19 protein-coding genes and 1 pseudogene are annotated in these 26,026 nt (G+C 58.4%); 7 read left to right on the top strand and 13 right to left on the bottom strand.

Annotated features, from left to right (window positions below; genetic code table 11):
- Positions 1-56: 56 nt before the first annotated feature.
- Positions 57-2,366, bottom strand: coding sequence for a TonB-dependent receptor (locus tag ACIGDJ_RS21130; RefSeq protein ID WP_397480005.1), 2,310 nt, complete (start codon positions 2,364-2,366; stop codon positions 57-59).
- A gap of 207 nt (positions 2,367-2,573) precedes the next feature.
- On the opposite strand from ACIGDJ_RS21130, the gene ACIGDJ_RS21125 reads away from it, so the two are divergent.
- The 4 genes from ACIGDJ_RS21125 (at position 2,574) to ACIGDJ_RS21110 (ending at position 7,370) form a co-directional block, all read left to right on the top strand.
- Positions 2,574-3,254 carry a Fe2+-dependent dioxygenase gene (locus ACIGDJ_RS21125; protein ID WP_397480006.1) on the top strand — a complete coding sequence of 227 codons (681 nt, stop codon included), beginning with the start codon at positions 2,574-2,576 and terminating at the stop codon, positions 3,252-3,254.
- Positions 3,251-4,006: a tetratricopeptide repeat protein gene (locus ACIGDJ_RS21120; RefSeq protein ID WP_397480007.1), complete on the top strand. Its 756-nt coding sequence runs from the start codon at positions 3,251-3,253 to the stop codon at positions 4,004-4,006. Before ACIGDJ_RS21125 ends, ACIGDJ_RS21120 begins: the two co-directional genes overlap by 4 nt.
- Before the next feature lie 224 nt (positions 4,007-4,230).
- Complete coding sequence (locus ACIGDJ_RS21115) at positions 4,231-6,444, top strand: alpha-xenorhabdolysin family binary toxin subunit A (protein WP_312995124.1); 2,214 nt, start codon at positions 4,231-4,233, stop codon at positions 6,442-6,444.
- 47 nt (positions 6,445-6,491) lie between these two features.
- The gene (locus ACIGDJ_RS21110; RefSeq protein WP_312995126.1) at positions 6,492-7,370 is read left to right on the top strand and encodes a hypothetical protein; all 879 of its coding nucleotides are present in this window, start codon (positions 6,492-6,494) and stop codon (positions 7,368-7,370) included.
- A gap of 38 nt (positions 7,371-7,408) precedes the next feature.
- Here the strand turns inward: ACIGDJ_RS21110 and ACIGDJ_RS21105 are convergent, their stop codons facing one another.
- The 5 genes from ACIGDJ_RS21105 to ACIGDJ_RS21085 all read right to left on the bottom strand — a co-directional run bounded on the left by ACIGDJ_RS21105 (position 7,409) and on the right by ACIGDJ_RS21085 (position 12,637).
- A complete protein-coding gene (locus ACIGDJ_RS21105) occupies positions 7,409-8,572 on the bottom strand; it encodes a type III PLP-dependent enzyme (RefSeq protein ID WP_101158017.1) in 1,164 nt (387 codons plus the stop codon).
- A 641-nt stretch (positions 8,573-9,213) separates the two neighbouring features.
- Entirely contained in the window at positions 9,214-10,371 is a 1,158-nt protein-coding gene (locus ACIGDJ_RS21100) for a betaine/proline/choline family ABC transporter ATP-binding protein (protein ID WP_039759487.1), read from the bottom strand.
- Positions 10,368-11,021, bottom strand: a complete 654-nt coding sequence (locus ACIGDJ_RS21095; RefSeq protein WP_090281735.1) for an ABC transporter permease — start codon at positions 11,019-11,021, stop codon at positions 10,368-10,370. The genes ACIGDJ_RS21100 and ACIGDJ_RS21095 overlap by 4 nt, the downstream gene beginning before the upstream one ends.
- Positions 11,022-11,034: 13 nt before the next feature.
- The gene (locus tag ACIGDJ_RS21090; RefSeq protein WP_206415507.1) at positions 11,035-11,928 is read right to left on the bottom strand and encodes a glycine betaine ABC transporter substrate-binding protein; all 894 of its coding nucleotides are present in this window, start codon (positions 11,926-11,928) and stop codon (positions 11,035-11,037) included.
- A gap of 19 nt (positions 11,929-11,947) precedes the next feature.
- Positions 11,948-12,637 carry an ABC transporter permease gene (locus ACIGDJ_RS21085; protein ID WP_172833351.1) on the bottom strand — a complete coding sequence of 230 codons (690 nt, stop codon included), beginning with the start codon at positions 12,635-12,637 and terminating at the stop codon, positions 11,948-11,950.
- 449 nt (positions 12,638-13,086) lie between these two features.
- Between ACIGDJ_RS21085 and ACIGDJ_RS21080 the strand changes: the two genes are divergently transcribed.
- The 3 genes from ACIGDJ_RS21080 to ACIGDJ_RS21070 all read left to right on the top strand — a co-directional run bounded on the left by ACIGDJ_RS21080 (position 13,087) and on the right by ACIGDJ_RS21070 (position 16,889).
- Complete coding sequence (locus ACIGDJ_RS21080; RefSeq protein ID WP_101158012.1) at positions 13,087-14,670, top strand: peptide chain release factor 3; 1,584 nt, start codon at positions 13,087-13,089, stop codon at positions 14,668-14,670.
- A 614-nt stretch (positions 14,671-15,284) separates the two neighbouring features.
- Positions 15,285-16,466 (top strand): MFS transporter, encoded by a 1,182-nt coding sequence (locus tag ACIGDJ_RS21075; RefSeq protein WP_397480008.1) that lies wholly within the window; start codon positions 15,285-15,287, stop codon positions 16,464-16,466.
- Positions 16,467-16,625: 159 nt separating this feature from the next.
- Complete coding sequence (locus tag ACIGDJ_RS21070; RefSeq protein WP_397480009.1) at positions 16,626-16,889, top strand: hypothetical protein; 264 nt, start codon at positions 16,626-16,628, stop codon at positions 16,887-16,889.
- Positions 16,890-17,093: 204 nt separating this feature from the next.
- Here ACIGDJ_RS21070 and ACIGDJ_RS21065 read toward each other — a convergent pair whose 3' ends face one another.
- The 7 genes and pseudogenes from ACIGDJ_RS21065 to ACIGDJ_RS21035 all read right to left on the bottom strand — a co-directional run bounded on the left by ACIGDJ_RS21065 (position 17,094) and on the right by ACIGDJ_RS21035 (position 25,944).
- Complete coding sequence (locus ACIGDJ_RS21065; protein WP_397480010.1) at positions 17,094-18,074, bottom strand: peptide ABC transporter ATP-binding protein; 981 nt, start codon at positions 18,072-18,074, stop codon at positions 17,094-17,096.
- A complete protein-coding gene (locus ACIGDJ_RS21060) occupies positions 18,074-19,042 on the bottom strand; it encodes an ABC transporter ATP-binding protein (protein WP_101158004.1) in 969 nt (322 codons plus the stop codon). The genes ACIGDJ_RS21065 and ACIGDJ_RS21060 overlap by 1 nt, the downstream gene beginning before the upstream one ends.
- 10 nt (positions 19,043-19,052) lie before the next feature.
- Positions 19,053-19,979: an ABC transporter permease subunit gene (locus ACIGDJ_RS21055; protein ID WP_101158002.1), complete on the bottom strand. Its 927-nt coding sequence runs from the start codon at positions 19,977-19,979 to the stop codon at positions 19,053-19,055.
- A gap of 11 nt (positions 19,980-19,990) precedes the next feature.
- Entirely contained in the window at positions 19,991-21,001 is a 1,011-nt protein-coding gene (locus ACIGDJ_RS21050; protein WP_016771720.1) for an ABC transporter permease subunit, read from the bottom strand.
- A gap of 73 nt (positions 21,002-21,074) precedes the next feature.
- Positions 21,075-22,670, bottom strand: coding sequence for an ABC transporter substrate-binding protein (locus ACIGDJ_RS21045; protein ID WP_101158000.1), 1,596 nt, complete (start codon positions 22,668-22,670; stop codon positions 21,075-21,077).
- A 77-nt stretch (positions 22,671-22,747) separates the two neighbouring features.
- Positions 22,748-24,169 carry an OprD family porin gene (locus tag ACIGDJ_RS21040; RefSeq protein ID WP_101157998.1) on the bottom strand — a complete coding sequence of 474 codons (1,422 nt, stop codon included), beginning with the start codon at positions 24,167-24,169 and terminating at the stop codon, positions 22,748-22,750.
- 176 nt (positions 24,170-24,345) lie between these two features.
- Positions 24,346-25,944, bottom strand: a pseudogene (locus ACIGDJ_RS21035) (ABC transporter substrate-binding protein).
- Positions 25,945-26,026 lie beyond the last annotated feature (82 nt).

The raw sequence follows: 26,026 nt of genomic DNA, 5'->3' as shown, positions 1-26,026 counted from the left end.
TTTGCAGAATCAAAAGCAAGATCAAAAGATCGCAGCGTGCCGCAGCTCCTACAGGGTCAGAAGTGGAAATTGGTGCTCAACAGCGCCGTCCGGCCCGCCGCCTGATTGGCGAAGTGGGTCGAGAAAGCTTTGTCGTAATAGGTTTCGTCGGTCAGGTTCTGCACGTTGAGTTGCAGATCCACATTCTTGGTCAGCTTGTAGGCCGCCATCGCGTCGTAACGTACATAGGAATCGACCATCGTGGTGTTGGCGACACTGCCGTAGACGTCGTCGACGTAGAACGCGCCACCACCGATCGTCAGCTTCGGCGTGACCTGATACGTGGTCCACAGGCTGGCGCTGTTTTTCGGTGTGTTCGGCAAGTCGTTGCCGTCGTTGGCGCGACCCAGCGGGCCACCGTCAACCTGTTCGCTGTCCATGAAGGCGTAACCGGCGAACACCTGCCACTTGTCGGTGATCTTGCCGCTGGCCGACAGTTCGAAGCCTTGCACGCGGGTCTTGCCGGCGTTCTCGTAGGAGCTGGTGTCGACCTGCACGCGCGCGTTTTCCTTCTCGGTGCGAAAGATGTCGGCGGTCAGCGACAGGCGATCATTGAGCAGATCCCACTTGGTGCCGATTTCGTAGTTCTTGGTGGTTTCCGGCTCCATGTCGCTGCTCAGCAGGTTGCCGCTGCGATCCGGCGTGCCGCCCAGCGGGTTGCCTTCCTGACCTTCGCCCAAGGTGTTGCCCGGCGGTGTCGCCGAGGTTGCATAAGAGGCGTAGATGCTGCCGTTTTCCGCTGGCTTGTAGACCACGCCGAACTGGCCGGTGACGAACTCGCTGGTGTCATCGCCCTTGGAAGTCGTGGTGCCAGCGGCGTTGTAGGTTTTGTAGTCGGTGTCGAAATGGTCGTAACGCAGGCCCATGTTCACCAGCCATTGCTCGGACAACTCCAGCGTGTCGAACACGTACAGCGCGTAGGTGTCGGCCTGGGTGTCAGTGCCGGCGTAGTTGCGCGAGATTGCGCCGTTCCACGGATCGTTCGGATTCGGGTTCGACAGCGAGGTGCAGTTGTAATTGCTCGGAGCCCCGAGCATGGCCGGCGTGCAGTTGCTGCTCGAAGGCACGTTGGTGGTGCGCGGCGTGGTGTCGGTGTTGACGTTGTACGAAGATTTTTCGCTCTGCTCGCGGGTGTATTCGACCCCGGTGGAGAAGCTGTTCTTGAAACCGGCCACGTAGAAGGTGCCGAACAGGTCGGTCTGGTTGGTGGTGGTTTCGGTGTTGCTGACCCGCGTGTTGGCGCGACGCCAGACGGTGCCGTTGTTGACGTTGCCCTTGCTGTCGTCCGGCTGGGTGAGAATGTAATCCTGCATGCTGCTGCCGTGACGCAGGGTGTTCTTGAGGGTCAACGAGTCGTTGAGGTCGTGCTCGATGGCGAAGGTCGCGGTGTCGGTGCGGCCCTTGCGGAAGTCGCGGTCCAGACCGTAGAAGTTGCTGTCATCGCCACCGGCGTACGGCTTGTCCGGATTGGACTTGGTGCGCGGGTTCGACAGGCTGTACGGGATGCCCGAGTCCGGTGTGTCGTTGCTTTCCAGATGGTAGTAGTCGAGGTTGACGCGGGTATCGGTGCCCAAGCCAAACGCCAAGGACGGGGCGATGCCCCAACGGTCGTAATCGACCTTGTCGCGCCCGGCAACGTTGCTCTCGTGGCTCATCAGGTTGAGACGGCCGGCCGCGCTGTCGCTGAACTGGTAGTTACCGTCGAGGGTGTAGCGCTGGGTCTGGTCGGAGCCGTAGGTGAAACCACCGTCAAACGAGTCGCCCAGATGAGCTTTCTTGCTGACCAGATTGATGCTGCCGCCGGCGGCGCCGCGACCGCCAATCGCCGAGTTCGGGCCTTTGCTGACTTCGATGTTTTCAACGGCGAAGATTTCGCGGCTCTGCGAACCGGTGTCGCGCACGCCGTCCAGGTAGGTGTCGCCCTGGGCGTCGAAGCCGCGAATGAACGGTCGATCGCCTTGGGGGTTGCCGCCTTCACCAGCACCGAAAGTGATGCCCGGCACGGTGCGCAAGGCGTCCTGCATGTTCAGCGCGCCGGTATCCTTGAGCACTTGTTGCGGGATGACGGTAACCGAGCGCGGCGTGTCGACCAGCGGCGCGGTGTACTTGGGCGAGGAGGCTTTTTCGACCTGATAGGAGGCCGAGTCCTGGGCTTCGCCCGTGATGGCGGTGGCGTCCAGGGAGATGGCATTGCCGGACGCTTTGCTGTCGGTTTTTTCCGCCGCGAAAACCATCTGCCCAGCGGAGCCGGCGGTGATCGCGACACCGATTGCCGAGGCGAGCAGACGTGGTGAACTGACCGGTAATTGTGCGTATTGACGTGCCATTTTTATTCCCCTCCCCAAGGATTTGAGGCGGCGGAATATAGGGTAAACGGGTATTCGTATCAATTGCGAAACATTGTTATTCGCATTGAATTTACATTCTTTACAATTTGCCCTTATGGTTTTTGCCCATTCATTCGTCTTGCGGGTTTTACACGCTCAATAAGAATCAATACCATTGCCGTCTTCTTGCCATCAGGTGACATCGCCATGCTGCTGCACATCCCCGGGCTGTTCGCAAAAGACGAAGTGCAGCGCATCCGCCAGGCCCTGGAGCAGGCGGATTGGGCCGATGGCAAAATCACCGCCGGCTTCCAGTCGGCCAAGGCCAAGCACAATCTGCAACTGCCCGAGGGTCACCCGCTGGCCAAGGAAATCGGCGCGGCGATGCTCGAGCGGCTGTGGAAAAATCCGCTGTTCATGTCCGCCGCGTTGCCGCACAAAGTCTTCCCACCGTTGCTGAACTGCTACACGGCTGGCGGCAGTTTCGACTTTCACATCGACAACGCCGTGCGCCAGCCCAAGGGCAGCATCGAGCGGGTGCGCACTGATTTGTCGGCAACGCTGTTTTTCAGCGAGCCGGAAGATTACGACGGCGGCGAGCTGGAGATTCAGGACACCTACGGCACCCAGCGAGTGAAGCTGCCCGCCGGCGATATGGTTCTCTACCCAGGCACGAGTTTGCACAAGGTCAACGCCGTCACTCGTGGCGCGCGTTATGCCTCGTTTTTCTGGACGCAAAGTCTGGTGCGAGAGGATAGTCAACGCGCGTTGCTGTTCGAAATGGACGGAGCGATTCAGCAACTAACGCAGGACGTTCCCGATCACCCCTCGCTGATCCGCCTCACTGGCACTTATCACAACCTGCTGCGGCGTTGGGTCGAGGTATGAGCTTGCGTCTGCGCCGCGAGGAAGTGCTCGACGTTGCTGATCTGGCAGCGATGCTCGAAGAAAGCCCGGGCCGTGCCGCACAGGCGATTCTGCTGGCGGCTGGTGAAGGCGAAGTCGAAGCGCAGGCGTTGCTCGGGCAGATTCTGCTCGACGGCCGAGGCATCGCCCAGGATCAACCGCTGGCGCTGCGCTGGTTCGGCATCGCCGCCGGGCGTGGGCATCTGATGGCGCGCAACATGCTCGGGCGTTGCCATGAGCATGGTTGGGGTTGTGCGGCGGATGCCTCGGTGGCGGCGCAGCATTATCGGGTCGCTGCCGAAGCGGGTCTGGATTGGTCGATGTACAACCTCGCCAATCTTCTCGCCACCGGTCGCGGCATCGCGCGAAACCAGGCGCAGGCCCTGGACTTGTATCGTCGCGCTGCTAGGTTGGGCCACGCTAAATCAATGAATCTGTTGGGTCGTTATCTGGAAGAAGGACAGCATTGTCCGCAGGATTTGCGGGCGGCACGTGAATGGTATCGCCGTGCCGCTGAGTCCGGGGATTTTCGCGGACAATTCAGTCACGCCGCCATGCTCGCCGAGGCGGGGCGGATTGACGATGCCCTTGGCTGGCTGGATAAAGCGCTGGTTGCAGGTAACGAAAAATTCCTGCGGGTCGCCGGTGAGTCGCTGATGAAAGCACGGCACCCGCGCCTTCGCGCAATGGGCGAGGCATACCGTCAGCGCTTATCCATATTAACCGGCATGTAACGGCATGTTTTTATTGTCAGTGAGTCTGGATCGTTTGATCATCTAATCTGCCTAAACGGCTGGTTAGTTGTCTCGTAGTGGTTGCTCACATTTAAGCGCTTGTTGATTTTTATCTGGTTGCCCTAAGGTGTCTTTGCGATACCGCTGTTCAATTAATTTAAAAGTTGAATGGTTGGTGTTGAAAATAACTTTCCTCAACTATTCGAAGAGACAAGGAGTTTCTTATGGGAATCACTGTGGCTAACAAGATTGTCGAGGCTGCTGTAAAAGCACCTCAGGTGTTTGTCGGTGCATCACTTGGCGAGGGTGATGAGTACACTCGAGACACCGGTATTCAATTGACCAAAGAGCAGATCATCAGTCTAAGAAAGTATGAAGTACTTGGTTTGTCTCTGCCGATTAGGTTGCAAGACGTTATTGCCTACTTGAATTATGGTGCAGGTGATGACGGCGGTGTGGGCCTGAAGCCGTTGGACTTTCTGCGTACGTTTACCACCACCTATGACCACGCCAAACGCTGGTCGCCATTGCGCGAGCAAATCATGCTCACGGGTACTGATCTGAAGATCTTCGCGGGCAGCATCATCCGCACCGGCTTGGGTATTGTCGAGATCTATGAAGACCTGAAAATCTCCGGTTATCTGGAAAAGTACGATATCAACACTCCGGAAGAGTATCTGAAGCTCAAACAACAGATCCCCAATCTTCCTGGCTTGGACTTGCCGGAAGGTGATATTCCAGAGATCAAGGACTACCTTAACGACTTGCTCGGCAAGGTCAGGTTTTGCCATCGGAAAGCCGAGCGGGTCCGCGAAGAACTGGACACGTTTGGTACCGATATGCGCGAAAAGGTCTTGCCGGAAATCAGGCTGCGATTGGAGTTCGTCTCGAAAAATACTTACCAGGCGGACATTCTGGTGCTGCAAGGCGTAATTGATCAGCGCTCGAAGGAGATTGATCAACTTAACAAGCAATATGATCAACTGGTCCAGGAAGCGATCAAGTCTGCAGCGATGCTGCATATTGGCGGTTTGATTCTCGGCATTTATCAGGGCGTGAAGGCCGAGCAGATTCGCAAGGAGCGAAACAGGCTTAAAGGCGAGCAACAAGCGGATAACCAGAAAATGGCCAGCAAGAATCAGACACTGAGTTCGTTGAACAGGGTGCGCGATGACTTGCAAAACCTGAGCTATGTAGCGATCGAAGCTGAAGTGGCGACGCAAAATCTGATGTTGGTGTGGAACGCGTTGAGTACTTACATCAGTGCATCCGTCAGCGATGTCGATCGCCTCGAAGAAGCAACCTCTTTGAGGAAATTCAAAAATCAGTTGCTCGGGGTAATTGATCCGTGGGAGCAGATCAAAGCCAGTGCCGATCAACTGCTGGGTGTATTCGCAGCGGCTGACAAAGAGTATGGAAGCAGTCTTCAAACATTCAGGAGCAGGACCGTCATGCTATCGCCAAAAAGTCACACAGCTTATCCGGAAGTCAACATGACGGCGTTGCGTAATTACGCTGGCGTGATTCAAGCAGAAAATACTACGGCGCAAATGCTGTTTGAGCAGTTCAATTATCTACCGGCAACAGTCAACAGCATGAATGAGCTATGCCTTACTGTTCAACGAGCAACATTCGATATTCGTAATCAGGCGCAGACGAATATCATTTATCTACAACGTGCGCAAACCAAGCTCAAGGGTTATCAGGCGGAGCTTCCCAGTCCAGACGATGAGCCAGAAATTCACGAAGATATGGAATTCGAACTCAAGGGCATTTTCAACAAGCTTTCGGAGCGATCTGAAGACCTGAAAGCCATCCGCAACGCAATGAGCATTGCTTATGATCGGGCCACTTCGCAGCAATGGGTGGCGACCCTGCAACAGGATCGTGATGCATCGCAAGCACTGAAAATCAACGCCGAAGAGAAACTGATCGACCTGGAAGCAGAGATGAAACTGGTTTCCGATGGAATCGATTTGATCGCCAAAGCCGGCGTGGAGAAGATTGGTGAGGAAGCACAGCTAACCCTGGACCGCCTGAAAGCCTTGGGTCTGGCGCCACCTCAAGTCCAGGTTGCACTATTGGCCATAGATACCTTGAAAAAAATCATCTCTGGTATCGGTGAGGCGATTTCCTTCCTGAACATGCAGGCGTTCTACAACAGGCTCAAGGATAGAGCGGCCGACTTGCGTATACAGGTGAGGAAATACCAAAACGACATCGTTCGGATCGACGGAAAAATTCAATTGGTCACTGTGCTGGATCAACTGGACGATGGACGCTGGAACTATGTGAATGAGTACTCGAATCTGGTGTTCGGTTTTGAGTCGTTCTGCCAAGACTTCAAGCAGAACAAGGCACAACACGTCGAGGATCGGGCGGCTACTGCAATCGCCCGTATTGACGACGTGCTCGCCTATCTGAAACAGATTCGATAATAAGGAGTCGGGGGCGGTGGGCTGCGTGCCCATCGCCTGTGAATAATATGAATTTACTTGCTCATGAGTTTTCTGCAGAGCAGCGGCGCGTTCTGGATCGCTACACAGCGTTGCTCGGCTCTGTTCACACGATGACGGTCAATATCCCCGTTGTATTCGAACGCCGCAGATCCGGCGGTCATGCGCTGGCAGTGTTGGCCAGTGACTCGCGTCTGAACAGTGTCCCTTTCAATGAGCGCTATTTGCAAGGCTTCTGGGAACGCACCGACGAGGTCAGGCAACAATGCAGTGCTTTCGTCCTGGAACTGGCTAAGTTTACAAGCGAGTCATTGCAAATCAGCAAAAACACCTCACGCAATACAGTCCTCAGCCAAGTGGATTTCAACTTGTACAGTTTGTCCCGGTCGCCGACCTGGATCCTGTTTCCGCCAACCGATGTGTCGGATCTGGTTCACGAACTGGTGCTTCGCCTGTACAGGTTAAGGGCGATGGTACGCCAGCTGAAATATACAATCGTCGACGTGCATGATGAGTCGTTCGGGTTCAAATCGGTATTTGCCAAGGCAATGGATCACCGCTCCTGCCAGTGTCATGCCCAACCGACAGTCGTTCAGGAGTTATTTCGCGAGAGGCGCACCCAACCGATATGGGACGAGGCGTACTCTTCATCTGATCCGCTGGTCCGGGCGGTGGAATACAAGGCGGGAGTTGTCGGCTTGTTCAACGCAGTGGCGTCCATCAGCATGCAAGTCGGCGTGTTTCTGGAGGAAACAGACGTGCGCATGGACTTGGCCATTTACGAACTGCTGACGGCAGAGCGTGTGTCGAAACTTAGCCAACTGAATGTCAAACTGGCCGCGACGAAAGAGCAAGCCGAAGAATTCATGGCAATGCTTAACCACCTTGAAAGGTGGCTGCGCCATTAAAAAAGGCCCTGTGAGGGCCTTTTATTCAGAGCATTGATTCACACGTAGTAGGACTTCAACGGCGGAAAGCCGTTGAACTCTACGGCGCTGTAACTGGTGGTATACGCACCGGTCGACAACCAGTAGAGACGATCACCAATCGCCAGGTTCAGCGGCAGACCGTACTTGTAGTTCTCATACATGATGTCGGCGCTGTCGCAGGTCGGGCCGGCGATGACCACTTCTTCCATCTCGCCTTTCTTCTCAGTCCAGATCGGGAACTTGATCGCTTCGTCCATGGTTTCGATCAGGCCGGAGAACTTGCCCACATCGGTATAAACCCAGCGCTCGACGGCAGTGCGCGACTTGCGTGCAACCAGCACGACTTCGCTGACCAGAATGCCGGCGTTGGCAATCAACGAACGGCCCGGCTCGAGGATGATTTCCGGCAGGTCATCACCGAAATCTTCCTTGAGGAAGCGGATGATTTCTTCAGCGTAGGTTTCCAGGCTGTTGGTGCGGGTGATGTAGTTGGCCGGGAAGCCGCCGCCCATGTTGATCAGCTTGAGGTGGATGCCGTCTTCTTCTTTCAGGCGCTCGAAAATCACTTTGACCTTGGCGATCGCCGCGTCCCAGACGCTGATATCGCGCTGCTGCGAACCGACGTGGAACGAGATGCCGTAAGGCACCAGACCGAGGTCGCGGGCGAGGATCAGCAGGTCCATGGCCATGTCGGTCTGGCAGCCGAATTTGCGCGACAACGGCCAGTCAGCGGTGGTCGAGCCTTCGGTCAAAATGCGTACGTAGACTTTCGAGCCCGGTGCAGCCTTGGCGATGTTGCGCAGGTCGGCTTCGGAGTCGGTGGAAAAAAGACGCACGCCCTTATCGTAGAAGTAGCGGATGTCCTTGGATTTCTTGATGGTGTTGCCGTAGCTGATACGGTCGGCGCTGACGCCGCGGTCCATGACCTTGTCCAGCTCGTAGATCGAGGCGATGTCGAAGCTCGAACCCTTATCCTTGAGCAGGTCGATGATCTCGACGGCCGGATTGGCCTTGACCGCGTAGTAGACCTTGGCGAATTCGAAACCGGCGCGCAGGTCATCATAGGCCTGGGCGATCATCGCGGTGTCGATCACCACGAACGGGGTTTCCTGTTTGTCGGCGAACGCCTTCATTTTGTCAAAAGTGGCGCGCGCGAAATAATCTTCGACCTTGATCGACATGCTGGAGAGCTCCTATCGGCAAACTTCATTAAACAATGGGTGCATGAACGCCCTCCGTATCCCCACTTTGGTTCGCCTACTTCCCAAGGCATGTCGCCGAAAGCAAAAAGGCCATGGGAGATGTGCAGCGTTCCCTTGGCCTTGCTGTCTCGTCGTCAGTACTTGAGCCGGATGGATCGTTTCCAGCATGGACGTTCGGCGCGAACTTTAGGGCGTGAGGGGCGCGAGATCAACAAAAAATGTCGCGTTTTTGCACGCTTCTGACGTGCGTAGCGTTCATCACTCCTTCTCCCCGACCGAGATGACGGACAGATGTTCCCGGCGAAATTTCGAGTGTTAAAGATACCTGCACGTTCGGGTCTTTTGTCAGCGAGATCCCTGGTAAGTATGATCTCGACAACATCGGCGACGTTGGCGGCGAGAGCGAGTTGTGAAGGGGATTTTGAGTTGTGAAGAAGGAGTATTGATAACGCATTTGGCAATGAGGCTGTTGAGATTCTTTGCCACCTTGTGAGCATCTACAAAATCACGCAGATCCTGTGGGAGCGGGCTTGCTCGCGAAGGCGTTTTCACAGTCGACATCACTGCTGACTGACCGATCGCCTTCGCGAGCAAGCCCGCTCCCACAGGTTGGGTACTTTTTAGGCGACCACAGTTTCAGCCGGCGAGACGATGTTGGTCTTCATTCCTCGCGAACGGCCCGAACTCAGGTACGCCGCAATCGACTCCTGCGTCACCTCGCCGAGGAACACCCGTTCGGCATCCATCACCGGCAGCCAGGCGCGGTTGAACTCGTACATGCGCGACAACAGGATGCGCAAGTGCTCGTCGTAAGCCGCCGTGGCGTTGAACTCGCGCAGGAACTGCGCGCAGGTGCCGGTCTGGCGATGCAGGTCGCGACGACGCACATAGCCCAGCGCCTTGTTCTCCGCGCAAGTCACCACGACATAACGGCGGTCATGTTCGTCCATCAATTCCAGCGCATCGGCTACGGGCGTTTCCGGGCTCACCGATGGCGCGTTGTCCGCCGCGTCTTCGGCTTTCACCAACAGCAGGCGCTTGAGCGTGCTGTCCTGACCGACGAAGTTGCTGACGAAATCATCCGCAGGGTGCGCGAGCAGGGTGTCCGGATGATCGATCTGCAGCAGTTTGCCGGCGCGGAAGATCGCAATCTTGTCGCCGAGCTTGATCGCCTCATCGATGTCATGGCTGACCATGATCACGGTTTTGTTCAGCGCGCGCTGCATCTCGAAGAATTCGTTCTGGATCATCTCGCGGTTGATCGGGTCGACCGCACCGAACGGTTCGTCCATCAGCAACAGCGGGGCGTCGGCTGCGAGTGCACGGATTACACCGATGCGCTGCTGCTGACCACCGGACAATTCACGCGGGTAGCGATGCAGATACTGCTTGGGCTCGAGCTTGATCATGCTCATCAGTTCGCGGGCGCGGTCGTGGCATTTCTGTTTGTCCCAGCCGAGCAGTTTCGGCACCACGACGATGTTCTCTTCGATCGTCATGTTGGGGAACAGACCGATTTGCTGGATCACATAACCGATGTTGCGGCGCAGGGTCACCTCGTCGAGGTCGGTGGTGTCTTCGCCATTGATCAGGATCTTGCCCGAGGTCGGTTTGATCAGGCGGTTGATCATTTTCAGTGTGGTGCTTTTGCCGCAACCCGATGGGCCGAGAAACACGCAGATCTCGCCTTCATTGACGGTCAGGCTTACCGAGTCCACGGCTTTGACATCTTTGCCGTTGCTTTGGAAGGTCTTGCTGAGGTTTTGAAGTTCGATCATTTCAAGAGTCCTTTTGGAGTCAGCGAGCGTTGCAGCCACTGCAGGAAGAGGTCGGCGAAGATCGCCAGAAGACTGACCAGCAGCGCGCCGACGATGAGCATCGACATGTCGCTGCGGCTGATGGAGGCGAGGATCAGCACACCGAGACCGCCAGCGCCGATGGTGGCGGCGATGGTCATCACGCCGATGTTCATCACCACGGCGGTGCGCACGCCAGCGAGGATCACTGGCACCGCGATGGGCAGTTCAACCATGCGCAGGCGCTGGCCGAAGGTCATGCCGATGCCGCGCGCGGCTTCGCGAATGCCCGGCTCGACGCCGGTGAGGGCGAGGTAGGTGTTGCGCATGATCGGCAGCAGTGAATACAAAAACACCGCAGTGATCGCCGGCAGCGGGCCAAGGCCCTGGCCGAACTTGGAATAGAACGGCAGCAGCAGGCCGAACAGGGCGATCGACGGCACAGTCAGCAGCACCGTGGCGCTGGCCTGCAACGGGCCGGCGAGGGCTGGAAAGCGCGTCATCAGAATGCCCAGCGGCACACCGATAACGATCGCCAGAGTCACGGCGATGCCGACCAAAGTGATGTGCTGCCAGGTCAGGTGCATCACCTGCTGCCAGTCGAGATGGGAAAAGGCGTTCAGAAATTCCATGACTTCTCCTCTCTTAATTCAGTGGGTGCTGGCGCAGGAAATCGGCGGCAACGGACGATGGGCTTTCATGATTGACGTCGACCCGCGCGTTGAGCTGGCGCATGGTTTCATCGTCGAACAGTTCGGCCAGCGGCTTGAGTTGCTCGGCCAGTTTCGGGTTGGCATCCAGCGTGGCCTGACGCACCACGGGCGCGGCGGTGTAGTCGGGGAAGTAATGCTTGTCGTCGGCCAGCAACTTCAGGCCGAAAGCGTTGAGGCGGCCGTCGGTGGTGTAGACCAGACCGGCAAATACCTGACCGTTGCGCAGCGCGGTGTAGACCAGGCCGGCGTCCATCTGGCGGATGTTCTTGCGGGTCAGGTTCATGTCGTAGAGCTTGACCATGCCGTCGAGACCGTCGGAACGGTTGGCGAATTCGGTGTCCAGCGCTACCAGATGGTTGCTCTTGGCTTCGGCGCGCAGCACGTCGTTGAGCTGACTGATGTTGCTGATCTGCGGGTACTCCTCGGCGATTTTTTTCGGCAGGGCGAGGGCGTAGGTGTTGCTGAACTTCGACGGCGTCAGCCAGATCAGGCCTTTCTTCGCATCGAGTTCTTTGACCCGGGCGTAGGACTGCGCGCTGTCGAGTTTTTCGGTGACATGGTTGTAGGCCACCAGCGATACGCCGGTGTACTCCCAGAGCATGTCCAGTTGTCCGCTTTCGTGGGCGCTGCGGGCGAGGTTGCTGCCCAGACCGCCGGTGATCTGCGCGTCGTAGCCTTTGCTGCGCAGGTATTGCGCGGTGATTTCGGCGAGCAGGGTCTGCTCGGTGAAGACCCGGGCGCCGAGGCGAATCACCGGTTTTTCAGCGGCTTGTGCGATTCCTGCGAACAGCAGGAAGCAGCCTAGGATCAAGCTGAGTCGTTTCATAAATATTCCTTCAAACGCCTTAAGACGGGCGCAAACCGCGTTCCAGCCAGAGACGGCTGGCAAGGGTGACCACGCCATCGAGCAACAACGCCAGCAGCGCGGTGCACGCGGCGCCGAGCAGCAGTTGCGGCTGATTGTTCAGGGCGATGCCGGGGAAGATCAGGCTGCCAAGGCTGTTGGCGCCGATCAGAAAGGCCAGTGGCGCGGTGCCGACGTTGATGGCCAGTGCGACACGCACGCCGCCGACAATGATCGGCACGGCGTTGGGCAATTCGACTTTCCACAGCACCTGGCGCGGCGTCATGCCGATGCCGACGGCGGCTTCTTTCAGCGAGCCCTGGACATTTTTCAGGCCTTCGTAGGTGTTGCGCACAATCGGCAACAGGGAGGCGAGGAACAGGGCGAAGATCGCCGGGCCGCTGCCGATGCCGAGGATGCCCAGCGCGATCGCGAGCACGGCCAACGGTGGCACGGTGTTGCCGATATTGAAGATCTGCATGAAGCGTTCGGCGCGGCCGACCATGTTCGGGCGGCTGAGGAAGATACCGGCGGGGATGCCCACGACGAGGGCGGCCAGCATGGAAGCGAGGACGAGAACCAGATGAGCTTGCAGGTAAAACAACAAATCGTCGCGGTAGTGTTCGATCGTGTTGATGCCGATCCAGTGGACCAGCAGGGCCAGGAGCGCGATCACCACCGCACCTCCCATCAGCCCTTTGCCATAGCGGATAGCCACAGGCGGACTCCTTTTTTTGTAGTCGGCGAGCGCTGCTCCGCGTGGCAAAACCATTCCTGGTTGCCGGAGTCAGCGTTCGCGAAAAGTAGCCGTTTTCCAGCACCGGCCAAGCGGTGTGAAAGCGAGCCATGAGCGCAGCCTCGTCAGGCTAACTTGCTGATTTTTCAGCCCCTGACGACAATTCGTAACAGGGGATGGACGTCTCCGTGCCTTAAAAGGTTCCCACATTGGATGCCATCTGGCCACCCGTTGGAGCTGCCGCAGGCTGCGATCTTTTGATCTGGCTTCTAAAAAACAGGTCAAAAGATCGCAGCCTTCGGTAGCTCCGGCGGGGTTTTGCGCGGCCGAGGGACGGTGGTTCGGCGATCACTTTTTAAGCTATACTCGCCGCCCTTTTTTGAATCACCGCCAGGCGATTTCCCATGACCCAACAGGCCGCCGAAGTCGCGAAACGCCGCACTTTCGCCATTATTTCCCACCCCGATGCCGGTAAAACCACGATCACCGAAAAGCTCCTGTTGATGGGCAAGGCGATTGCGGTGGCCGGTACGGTGAAATCCCGTAAATCCGATCGCCATGCGACATCCGACTGGATGGAGATGGAGAAGCAGCGGGGTATTTCCATTACCACGTCGGTCATGCAGTTCCCCTATCGCGAACACATGATCAACCTGCTCGACACCCCGGGCCACGAAGACTTCTCCGAAGATACCTATCGCACCCTGACTGCGGTGGACTCGGCCTTGATGGTCCTCGACGGCGGTAAAGGTGTCGAGCCACGGACCATCGCGCTGATGGACGTCTGCCGTCTGCGTGATACGCCGATCGTCAGCTTCATCAACAAACTCGACCGCGACATCCGCGACCCGATCGAACTGCTCGACGAGATCGAAGCCGTTCTGAAAATCAAGGCGGCGCCGATCACCTGGCCGATCGGTTGCTACCGCGACTTCAAGGGCGTGTACCACCTGGCCGATGACTACATCATCGTTTACACCCCGGGCCACGGTCACGAACGCACCGAAACCAAGATCATCCAGAAACTCGACTCCGACGAAGCCCGCGAACATTTGGGCGACGAGTACGAGCGCTTCATCGAACAACTGGAACTGGTGCAGGGCGCCTGCCACGAATTCAACCAGCAGGAATTCCTCGACGGTCAACTGACCCCGGTGTTCTTCGGTACCGCGCTGGGCAACTTCGGTGTCGACCATGTGCTTGATGCTGTCGTTGACTGGGCGCCGCGTCCGCTGGCCCGTGTCGCCAACGAGCGTACTGTCGAGCCGGTCGAAGAGAAGTTCTCGGGCTTCATCTTCAAGATCCAGGCAAACATGGACCCGAAACACCGTGACCGCATTGCCTTCATGCGTATCTGCTCCGGCAAGTACGAGAAAGGCATGAAGATGCGCCACGTACGCACCGGCAAGGACGTGCGCATCGGCGACGCCCTGACGTTCTTCTCCTCAGAGCGTGAACAGCTGGAAGAGGCCTACGCCGGCGACATCATCGGCCTGCACAACCACGGCACGATCCAGATCGGCGACACCTTCAGCGAAGGCGAAGTGCTGGGTTTCACCGGTATCCCGCACTTTGCCCCGGAACTGTTCCGTCGCGTGCGTCTGCGTGATCCGCTGAAATCCAAGCAACTGCGTCAGGGCTTGCAGCAGTTGGCGGAAGAGGGCGCGACGCAGGTGTTCTTCCCGGAACGCAGCAACGACATCATTCTTGGCGCCGTCGGTGTGCTGCAGTTCGATGTGGTCGCGAGCCGGTTGAAAGAAGAATACAAAGTTGAGTGCTCGTATGAGCCCATCACTGTGTACTCGGCGCGCTGGATCGAGTGCGACGACAAGAAGAAGCTTGAGGAGTTTTCCAACAAGGCGGTGGAGAACCTGGCGCTCGATGGCGGTGGGCATTTGACCTATCTGGCGCCTACGCGGGTGAATCTGGCGTTGATGGAAGAGCGCTGGCCGGATGTGAAATTCCGCGCGACGCGGGAGCATCATTAAGGTTTGAGTTGTTGTTCGGAAGCCCCTGAGGTGTAGGCCTTGGGGGCTTTTTTATGGGCTGCCGGTTTTGGTCTTGGCGGCCTTTGGGCCGACCAGGCTCTTGGGGTTCTGGGTGAATATCCGTTGCTTCCGGTGCTGCTTCTGGCGGTTTCGCCCTTACGGCGAGTCCCTTTTTCAAACGCCGGAGTGCCGGCCCAGCAAAAAGGAACCAAAAGGCTTTGCTCCTGCGTTCGGCCTCCCACGCCCGGATCGATCCCTCCACTCAGCCTTCCAATGTCGCTGGTTAGGCAAGGTCAAGAGCACCCGAGCTTACGCTCATCGTGTGTAGGAGCTGCCGAAGGCTGCGATCTTTTGCTTTTGCTGCTCTGTGGAGCGAGCTGGCTCGCGAAGGCGATCTGCGGGCCGACGATTTTCTGTTTGATGCACTCAATCCAATTCGGTTGTAGAAGACTGCGATCCTGAAAAGTAAGGTCAATAGTTCTCAGCCTGCGGCATCTCCTACAGTGGTTTGTAGGGCGAATCCTTTTTTCGTGGTTTGAGTGTCTTGCGGTGCGAAAACCGCCGTGCGGCCGTTAGTGTTTCATTCCTGCCAGTCGTTCGAAGAGACCAATGGAGTGACAAGTCGATTGAATCATCTCCTGCGCCCCAACGGCTATTTCACCCCCATGGCCTGGGTCCTCGCCGCGCTTTTGTTCATCAATCGCCTCAGCGCCATGGTCAAGTTGTTCATGGCGTTGTACCTGCGTCAGGAATTGGGCCTGGCGATTGAAACCGTCGGCTGGCTGCTCTCGGCTTATGGCGCGGGGTTGCTGGTCGGTTCGATGCTGGGTGGCTGGCTCAGTGATCACGTGCGCACGGCGCGGCTGACGGCGGCGCTGTTTTTCGTTTCGGTGTGGGTGCTGATGCTGTTGGGGCTGGTGACGCAGGTGCCGTGGCTGGCCGGGCTGTTGTTGCTCAGCGGTGTCATCGACGGCGCGATTCGTACGCTGCATCAGCGCCTGATCATGGAGTATTGCGAAGTCGCGCAACGTTCCCGTGCGCAGGCTCTGAGTCGGGTGGCGCGCAATCTGGGCATGGCCGCCGCCGGGGTGGCGGGTGGGGTGTTGGCGCAGGCGGATTTTCGTTGGGTGTTTTTTGCCAGCGCGGCGATGACGATGCTGGCGTTGCTGTGGTTCGTGCGGACAACGTGGCGGCGGCCGGTGCTGGTGGTTGGAGACGAATCCACCGATGGCTCGAGCGTGCCGCTTCGCGACAAGCCATTCCTCTGGCTGCTGGCCGCGACGGCCGCGCTCGGTATTGCGTTCGACACCGTTTACAGCACGCTGGGCAATTATCTGCGCGATCACTACCACCTGAGCACCGAAGCGATCGGTTGGCAGTTCGGGCTCAATGCGCTGTTGGTGATCGCGTTGCAGATTCCGCTGTCGCATTCGGTCGAGCGTTGGGGCTCGCGCTGGCAAATGCTCGTCGGCAGCGTGCTGTTGGCCTGTGGGCTGGGCATGTTGCCGTTCGGGTCCGGGTTGGCTTTTGTGTGTTTGTCGACGGTTATCTGGACGCTGGGCGAGGCGTTGTTCATGCCGCCGCTCAATGTACTGGCGATGCAGTTTGCCCAGAGTGGCAGAAGCGGTCAGTACTTCGGGCTGTTCTTCATGAGCTGGAGCGCCAGCGCGTTGTTGTCGCCGGTGCTCAGCGGTCAGCTTTATGGCGAGTTTGGCGGGCACAGCGTCTGGCTGATGAGTGCGCTGCTGGTGCTGATCTCCATCCCGCTGACGTGGCAGGCAACACGCGCCGCTTAGCTGTTTCAGTTATGGCAGTTATTCGAAAGCAATCTGGCGGTCGATGGCATTTATGCCTGCATGGCCGCGTCCTAACTGGTGAGCCGGGCCGATCGCAACTAGATTTCACTAGGAGCCAGTCCGGCAAGCATGTCTTAGCGCAACAGGATGGAGTCGGCCATGAAAAGCAGATTGTTACGGATTCTGATGTTATTGAAAGTGGCGGTGATGCTGTCCCTCGGTACCGCAACGGCTTGGGCCGAGTGCGAGGATCACGAATCTCAGGCGTTCAACGGCCAGGTCGGGCATAGCGGGCTGATGCTCGCCAAGTCCGAGTCGGAGCCGGGGGATATGAATCAGGGTGGCAGCGCCGATGATGACGATACGACCACTGACGAGCCGGATACCGATGACCCGGATGACGAAGGCGATAGCCAGACGTAAATCACCGGGCAAAGAAAACCCCTTCTGCCTCGACTGATGCGCAATCGAGGTGGAAGGGGTTTGGTTACCTCTGGTTCACCGCAAATCCCCGGTAGGAGCTGCGGAACGCTGCGATCTTTTGATCTTGCTTCTGAAAATCAAAAGATCGCAGCCTCGTTGCACTCGTCAGCTCCTACAGGTTTTATGCAGGTCTCAGCATTGGCCTTATGCCGCGCCGTCGAGGAACTGCTCGGCGTAGTGGCAAGCCACCTGCCGATTATCCAGCTCACGCAGCAGCGGCTCTTCCGTGCTGCAACGTTCGGTCGCGTACGGGCAGCGCTTGTGGAAGGCGCAGCCTGAAGGCGGGTTCAGCGGGTTGGGCAGTTCGCCGACGATCTTGATTTTCGGCTTGTTCGGGTCCGGGTGAATGGTCGGGGTCGCCGACAGCAGCGCCTGGGTGTAAGGGTGCAGCGGACGTTCGTAGATGTCGTTTTTCGGGCCCAGTTCCACCGGGCGGCCGAGATACATCACCATCACGTCATCGGCCACGTGCTGCACCACCGCGAGGTTGTGCGAGATGAACACATACGCGGTGTTGAACTCCTGCTGCAAATCCATGAACAGGTTGAGCACCTGGGCCTGAATCGACACGTCCAGCGCCGAGGTCGGTTCATCCGCCACCAGCACTTTCGGTTGCAGCATCATCGCCCGGGCCAGCGCGATTCGCTGGCGCTGACCGCCGGAGAACATGTGCGGATAGCGCTGGTAGTGCTCGGGCCGCAAGCCGACCTGCTTCATCATCGCCTGGACTTTCTCGCGACGTTCGCTGGCCGACAGCTTGGTGTTGATCAGCAGCGGCTCGGCCAGTTGATCACCGATTTTCTGCCGTGGGTTCAACGATGCGTACGGGCTCTGAAAGACCATCTGCACGTCTTTGCGCAGTTGCTTGCGCTCGGCCTTGTCAGCGCCGGCGACCTCCTGGCCGGCGATCTGCAGCGAACCCGAAGACGGTTCTTCAATCAGTGTCAGGGCGCGGGCGAGGGTGGATTTGCCGCAGCCCGACTCACCCACTACGGCGAGGGTCTTGCCGGCTTCCAGTTCGAACGACACGCCGTTGAGCGCGCGCACGGTGGCGTGGCCCTTGAACAGGCCACGGGAGACTTCGTAGTGACGGGTCAGGTCGCGGGCGGTAAGTACGACGGCCATTACGCCACCTCCTGGTTCAGCGGGTAGAAGCAGCGGGCGAGGCTGTGGCTTTTCGGGTCAAGGCCGGGACGCTGGGCGCGGCAGTTGTCCTGCACGTACGGGCAGCGCGGCGACAGCAGGCAACCCTGCGGACGGTCATAGCGGCCCGGAACAATGCCCGGCAGAGTCGACAGGCGTGAGGCGCCGAGGCTGTGCTCGGGAATCGCCTTGAGCAGCGCTTCGCTGTACGGGTGTGCGGGGATGTCGAACAGTTGTGGCACCTGGCCGACTTCAACGGCCTGGCCCGCGTACATCACGCAGACGCGCTGAGCGGTTTCCGCGACGACGGCGAGGTCGTGGGTGATCAGCACCAGGCCCATGTTCTGCTCTTTCTGCAACGCCAGCAGCAGATCCATGATCTGCGCCTGAATCGTCACGTCGAGGGCCGTGGTCGGTTCGTCAGCGATCAGCAGTTTCGGCTCGCCGGCAATCGCCATGGCGATCGCGACACGCTGGCTCATACCGCCAGACAGTTGATGCGGGTAGGCGTCCATGCGGCTGGCGGCGCCCGGGATCTCGACTTTTTCCAGCAGTTCGATGGCACGCTTGCGCGCTTGCTTGCCGGACATTTTCAGGTGCAGGCGCAGCACTTCTTCGATCTGGAAACCGACGGTGTAGCTCGGGTTCAGCGCGGTCATCGGATCCTGGAACACCATCGACAGGTCTTTGCCGACGATCTGCCGACGCTGACGGTTGCTCAGCTTGAGCATGTCCTTGCCGTCGAAGCTGAGCGAGTCAGCGGTGACGATGCCGGGATGTTCGATCAGGCCCATCAGCGCCATCATGGTCACGGATTTACCCGAGCCCGACTCGCCAACGATGGCCAGTACTTCGCCTTTGTCGACTTTCAGGTCGAGGCCGTCGACCACCGGCGTGGCGTTCTTGTCGCCGAAGCGGACGTTGAGATTCTTGATTTCTAGCAGTGACATGGGAATCTCCTCAGGCGGCGTTCTTGAGTTTCGGGTCCAGCGCATCGCGCAGGCCGTCGCCCATCAAGTTGATTGCCAGCACGCTGAGCAAAATGGTCAAACCAGGCAAGCTGACTACCCACCAGGCGCGTTCGATGTAGTCGCGGGCCGAGGCCAGCATGGTGCCCCACTCAGGGGTTGGTGGTTGCACGCCGAGGCCGAGGAAGCCCAGTGCCGCAGCATCGAGGATCGCCGACGAAAAGCTCAGCGTCGCCTGCACGATCAGCGGCGCCATGCAGTTGGGCAACACGGTGATGAACATCAGACGCGGCAGACCGGCACCGGCCAGGCGCGCGGCGGTGACGTAGTCGCGGTTCAGTTCGCCCATCACGGCGGCACGGGTCAGACGCACGTAGGACGGCAGCGAAACCACGGCAATCGCGATCACGGTATTGATCAGGCCAGGGCCGAGGATGGCGACGATCGCCACGGCCAGCAGCAGCGACGGCAGGGCGAGCATGATGTCCATCAGACGCATGATGGTCGGGCCGATCATCTTCGGGAAGAAACCGGCGAACAGACCCAAAAGGATCCCCGGAATCAGCGACATCACCACCGACGACAAACCGATCAGCAGCGACAGGCGCGAGCCCTGGATCAGGCGCGACAGCAGGTCACGGCCAAGCTCGTCGGTGCCGAGCAGGAACTGCAACTGCCCGCCTTCGAGCCATGCCGGTGGCGTCAGCAGGAAGTCACGGTATTGCTCGCTCGGGTTATGCGGCGCCACCCACGGCGCGAAGATCGCGCAGAAGATGATCAGCAGCATGAACAGCAGGCCGGCAACGGCGCCCTTGTTCTTGGAGAACGCTTGCCAGAATTCTTTGTACGGCGACGGGTACAGCAGGCTTTGATCCACGGCGGACGTGGCGGTGGCTACTGAGGATGTTGGAGTGCTCATGGGTATTGACCTCAGCGCTGATGACGGATGCGTGGGTTGGCAAAGCCGTAGAGGATGTCCACCACGAAGTTGACCAGAATCACCAGGCAGGCGATTAACAGGATGCCGTTTTGCACCACCGGATAGTCCCGGGCGCCGATGGCTTCGATCAGCCATTTGCCGATGCCGGGCCAGGAGAAGATGGTTTCGGTCAGGACTGCACCGGCCAGCAGCGTGCCGACCTGCAGGCCGACCACGGTCAGCACCGGAATCAGTGCGTTGCGCAGACCGTGCACGAACACCACGCGCGACGGCGACAGGCCTTTGGCCTTGGCGGTGCGGATGTAGTCTTCACGCAGCACTTCGAGCATCGACGAACGGGTCATCCGCGCGATCACCGCCAGCGGAATGGTGCCGAGCACGATGGCCGGCAGGATCAAGTGATGCAGCGCATCGAAGAACGCGCCGACGTCATCGGCCAGCAGCGTGTCGATCAGCATGAAGCCGGTTTTCGGCTCGATGTCATACAGCAGGTCGATGCGCCCGGAGACCGGGGTCCACCCCAGGCTCACCGAGAAGAACATGATCAGGATCAGGCCCCACCAGAAGATCGGCATCGAATAGCCCGCGAGGGAGATGCCCATCACCCCGTGGTCGAACAGCGATCCTCGCTTGAGCGCCGCGATTACGCCGGCCAGCAGGCCGAGAATGCCGGCGAACAGCAGGGCGGCCATGGACAGTTCCAGGGTCGCCGGGAAAAGAGAGGTGAACTCGGTCCACACGCTTTCACGGGTACGCAACGACTCACCGAGATCGCCTTGGGCCAGTTTGCCGATGTAGTCCAGATACTGGGCATACAGCGGCTTGTTCAGCCCCAGGCGTTCCATTGCTTGAGCGTGCATTTCGGGGTCGACCCGACGTTCGCCCATCATCACTTCCACGGGGTCGCCCGGAATCATGCGAATCAACGCGAAAGTCAGCAAGGTGATGCCGAAAAACGTGGGGATCAACAGCCCCAGTCGGCGGGCAATAAAACTAAACATCTTGTGTGGTACCTCATCAGCCGGTTAGGCGTGCCCGGCGAGCCTGGGGTCAGGTCTGCCGGGCGTTTCTTATCTACTTCACCTGGGTGGTGGCGAAGTTATTGGTGGTGAGAGGGCTGATGTGGTAGCCCTCTACATTTTTGCGCATTGCAGTGAACATCCGAGTATGGGCCATGCTGATCCATGGCTGGTCCTGATTAAACAGCACTTGCGCCTGTTCGTAGAGCGCGGCGCGTTCGGCCGGATCTACTTTAGCCCGCGCTTCATCCAGCAGTGCCTGGAATTTCTCGTTGCACCAGCGTGCGTAGTTTTCGCCGTTCCTGGCGGCCTCGCAACTGAGCATAGGCGTCAGGAAGTTATCCGGGTCGCCGTTGTCGCCCGCCCATCCGGCCGACACCATATCGTGCTCGCCGGCCTTGGCGCGCTTGAGCATTTCGCCCCATTCCATCACGCGGATGTCGATCTTGATCCCGACTTTCGCCAGGTCAGCCTGCATCATTTGCGCGCCGAGCATCGGGTTGGGGTTGGTCGGGCCGCCGCCGTTGCGGGTGAACAGGGTGAAGGTAGTGCCTTCCGGAACCCCGGCTTCCTTGAGCAGGGCGCGCGCCTTGTCCAGGTCGCGTGGCGGGTTTTTCAGGTCGTGGTTGTAGCCGAGCAGAGTCGGCGGGTATGGGTTGACCGCTACCGACGCGTTGCCTTTGCCGAACAGCGCGTTGACATAGGCTTCCTTGTCGAAAGCGATATCGATAGCTTTACGCACACGCACGTCGCTCATGTATTTGTGCTGGGTGTTCATGGCGATGTACGAAACGGTCATCGCGTCCAGCTCGTCGACTTTCAGGTTGCTGTCTTTCTTGATGCTCGGAATGTCGTCGGGCTTCGGATACAAGGCGATCTGGCACTCGTTGGCTTTGAGCTTCTGCAGGCGCACATTGTTGTCGGTGGCAATGGCCAGGATCAGCGCATCGGCCGGTGGCTTGCCACGGAAATAATCCGGGTTGGCCTTGAATCGCACCTGCGCGTCCTTGGCGTAACGCTGGAAAACGAACGGGCCGGTGCCGATCGGCTTGTTGTTGAGGTCGCCGGCCTTGTTGGTCTTGAGCAATTGATCGGCGTACTCGGCGGAGTAGACGGCGGTGAACGGCATCGCAACGTCGGCCAGGAACGGCGCTTCGCGGCGGGTCAGAGTGAACCTGACCGTGTGCTCGTCAACTTTTTCGACGCTTTTGAGCAGTTCCTTGAAGCCCATGCTTTCGAAGTACGGGAAACCCACGCTCGACAATTTGTGCCACGGGTGGTTCGGGTCCAGCTGGCGCTGGAAGCTCCAGACCACGTCGTCGGCATTCATGTCGCGGGTCGGCTTGAAATATTCGGTGGTGTGAAACTTGACGCCTTGGCGCAGGTGGAACGTGTACGTCAGTCCGTCTTCGCTGATGTCCCAGGTGTCCGCCAGGGCCGGAACGATTTCCGTGGTGCCCGGCTTGAAGTCCACCAGGCGGTTGAAGATGGTTTCGGCCACAGCATCCGCCGTGACTGCAGTTGTGTACTGGACCATATCGAAGCCTTCCGGGCTGGCTTCGGTGCAGACCACCAAGGGTTTGGCCGAGGCGCCAATGGCAACGCTCAGCAACGCAGCCGCCATGGCCGCACGTAGGGGAAGCATTTTCATCGATAACCCTCTGCAATCGGTTGAAGACAGAAAACCGAACGGCCGACTCATCATGAGTCAGCCGTCGGTTGGCGTTTTTACAGAATGTTGAACGGGATGGTGGTCACGAGACGGAACTCGTTGATGTTGCCGTCAGCCTGATGCTCGCTGGCGCGGTGAGTGGTGTACGTCGCGCGAATTGCAGTGGCTTTGAGCGGGCCACTTTGCACAGCGTAGGAAGCCCCGACACCGTATTCGTAGTGGGACTCGCCATCCATCAGGCTCAGGTCGCCGCGCTTGGCGCCCGGGTCGGTGTAGGCGGTGCCACGGTAGTGAGTACCGTCGATGCCCCAGCCGCGTGCCTGGTAGATGTTGAACTTCAGGCCTGGCACACCGTACTCGGCCATGTTGATGCCGTAGGCAATCTGGAAGGACTTCTCGTTCGGGCCGTTGAAGTCCGACAGCAGGGAGTTGGCCAGGTAGATGCCGTTGGTTTCGTGCAGGTAATCGAAGTACTCGTTACCGTTAACTTCCTGATACGAGAACGTCAGGCTGTGAGCCTGGTGAGTCAGACCCAGCGACAGCGAGTAGGTATCGTTGTCGATGTTGCCCATCAGTTTTTTGCCTTCATCGACGGTCTTGTAGTAGTTCAGACCGGTGGTCAGGCTCAGCACCTGGCTGTCACCCAGTTCGTGGGTGCCGCCGAAGTAGTACTGGTTCCAGAAATCTTCGACATTGGCGACATAGAGGCTGGTTTTCAGGCTCTTCAGCGGCTGGTAGTTCACGCCTGCGGTGTAGACCTTGTCGGTCTCCACGCCCGTTTGCGAATATTCGGTGCGGAATTTCGACAGGCTCTGCTCAGTACGCGGCGAGACGCGGTCAAACCCGCCCAGGTCGAACGACAGGTTGTTGAATTCCTCGCTGTGCAGGCTGATACCTTCAAAGCTCGAAGGCAGCGGACGGTTGCCGATGACATCCACGATCGGCGTGCTGAAGTTCTGGCGGCCGGCAGTCAGGGTGGTGTTGGACACGCGGAACTTGACGTTGGCCAGGCCCAGTTTGCTCCACTGGTCAACGGCGTCGCCGTCGGAATCGGCCAGAGTACGGTTGGAGCCGCCGGCGATGTTCTTGCGGTCACCGTCAAGCACAATGGCGTTGTAAGCGGCGACTTCGGTGCTCACGCCAACGGTGCCTTGGGTGAAGCCCGAGGTGTAGTTGACGATGGTGCCCTGTACCCAGTTGATGCGACGCGCAGTCGGCGTCTTGACCAATGGCGACGTGTTCTTGTCGCTGTTTTTCACGTAGCTGAAACGGTCATCACGACGCTTCAGTTCGTTGGCATACCAGTTGCGGGTTGTGCCGCCCAGGCTTTGTCCATCGATAAAGCCTTTGGCCTCGCTTTGGGCGCTGCTGCCGGCCAGTGTGGTAGGGACGAATTCCTGACTTGCAGGTTCGGCATACGCCGTCGCGGTGATGCTGCTGATGGCCAGGGCCAGTATCGCGGTGCTGCTCAGTTTCATGGGTGAAGCTCCTTTACTTTCTTTTTATCCCGGCTTTTTTTGGTAGTCCGGTTATTGGTTTAGAACTCGTTCACACATCGCAAACGTTTGCAAAAAGCCGGATTGGTGAATTTCGGCAAAGCGCTTGCGTGAGGGGAGTAGACGGCTCCCCTCAGCATTGCGGCTAATCGGTGGGTTTAATCGATACTGACGCCCGAAAATACGTTGCGGCCGAACGGGCTGACTTTGAACCCTTCGACCCGGGTGCTTAACGGTTGGTTGACCGTCGAGTGGGCGACTGGCGTGATCGGCACTTGCTGTTTAAGCAATTGCTGGGCCTGTTTATAAAGCACGGTGCGCTGTTCGCGGTCGGTAACGACCTTGGCCTGCTTGATCAGCTTGTCGTACGCCGGGTCGCACCACATGGAGTAGTTGTTGCCGCCGATGGCGTCGCAGCTGTACAGCGTACCCAGCCAGTTGTCCGGATCCCCATTGTCACCGGTCCAACCGATCAGGCTGACATCATGCTCGCCGTTCTTGGTGCGCTTGATGTACTCGCCCCATTCGTAGCTGACGATCTTCACTTTCAGACCGATCTTGGCCCAGTCGGACTGGAGCATTTCGGCCATCAGTTTGGCGTTCGGGTTGTAGGGACGCTACACCGGCATCGCCCACAGGGTGATCTCGGTGCCTTCTTTCACACCGGCAGCCTTGAGCAGCTCTTTGGCTTTTTCCGGGTTGTAGGCGGCGTCTTTGATGGTGTCATCGTAGGACCACTGGGTCGGTGGCATGGCGTTGACGGCCAGTTGGCCGGCGCCCTGATAAACAGCGTTGAGAATTCCCTGTTTATTCACCGCCATGTCCAGCGCCTGGCGCACTTCGAGCTGGTCGAAAGGCTTGTGGCGGACGTTGTAGGCGATGTAGCCGAGGTTGAAGCCCGGCTTGGAAATCAGTTGCAGCTTCGGATCGGTTTTCAACGCTTCAACGTCGGCAGGGCGTGGGTGCAGGGTGATCTGGCACTCGTTGGCCTTGAGCTTCTGCACGCGTACCGAGGCATCGGTGTTGATAGCGAATATCAGATTGTCGAGCTTGACCCGGCTCGGGTCCCAATACTGTTTATTAGCCGTGTAACGGATGTTCGAATCTTTCTGATAACTCTTGAACACGAACGGCCCGGTGCCGATCGGTTTCTGGTTGATATCGCTCGGCTTGCCTTCGGCCAACAGCTTGTCGGCGTACTCGGCAGACAGGATCGCGGCGAAGCTCATGGCGATGTTCTGAATGAACGCGGCGTCGACGCTGTTGAGCGTGAACTCCACGGTCAGCGGCCCGGTCTTCTCGACCTTGGCGATGTTCTTGTTCAGGCTCATCCCGTTGAAATACGGGAATTCGGTCGGGTAAGCCTTACGAAACGGCTGTTGCGCATCAAGCATGCGATTGAACGTGAACAGCACGTCGTCGGCGTTGAAGTCGCGGGTTGGCTTGAAATAAGGAGTCGTATGAAATTTCACACCTTCACGCAGGTGAAAGGTGTATTTCAGACCATCCTCGGAAATATCCCATGTGGTTGCCAGGCCAGGTACGACATTGGTCGCGCCTTTTTCGAACTCGACCAGTCGGTTGTACAGCGGTTCGGCGGCGTCGTTATCGGTGGCCGTCGTGTATTGCGCGGTATCGAAACCCGCCGGGCTGCCTTCCGAGCAGAACACCAGGCTTTTCGGTGCGGCGAAACTGGCGGACGACGCGGCCAACAGGCCAGCCCCCAGCAATGCGGAAAACTTCAAGGTATGGCGCATGACGCTCCCTCTTTTTAGTGTTGTGCAATGCGCCGTCGTCTCATCCACAGACGTTCAGGCAGCATTGAGCTCAAACCATGAC

Origin of the sequence: Pseudomonas sp. NPDC079367, assembly GCF_044542195.1 — a bacterium.
In the GTDB taxonomy this organism is placed as follows: Bacteria; Pseudomonadota; Gammaproteobacteria; order Pseudomonadales; family Pseudomonadaceae; genus Aquipseudomonas.
This window is presented reverse-complemented; position numbering and strand designations above follow the sequence as displayed.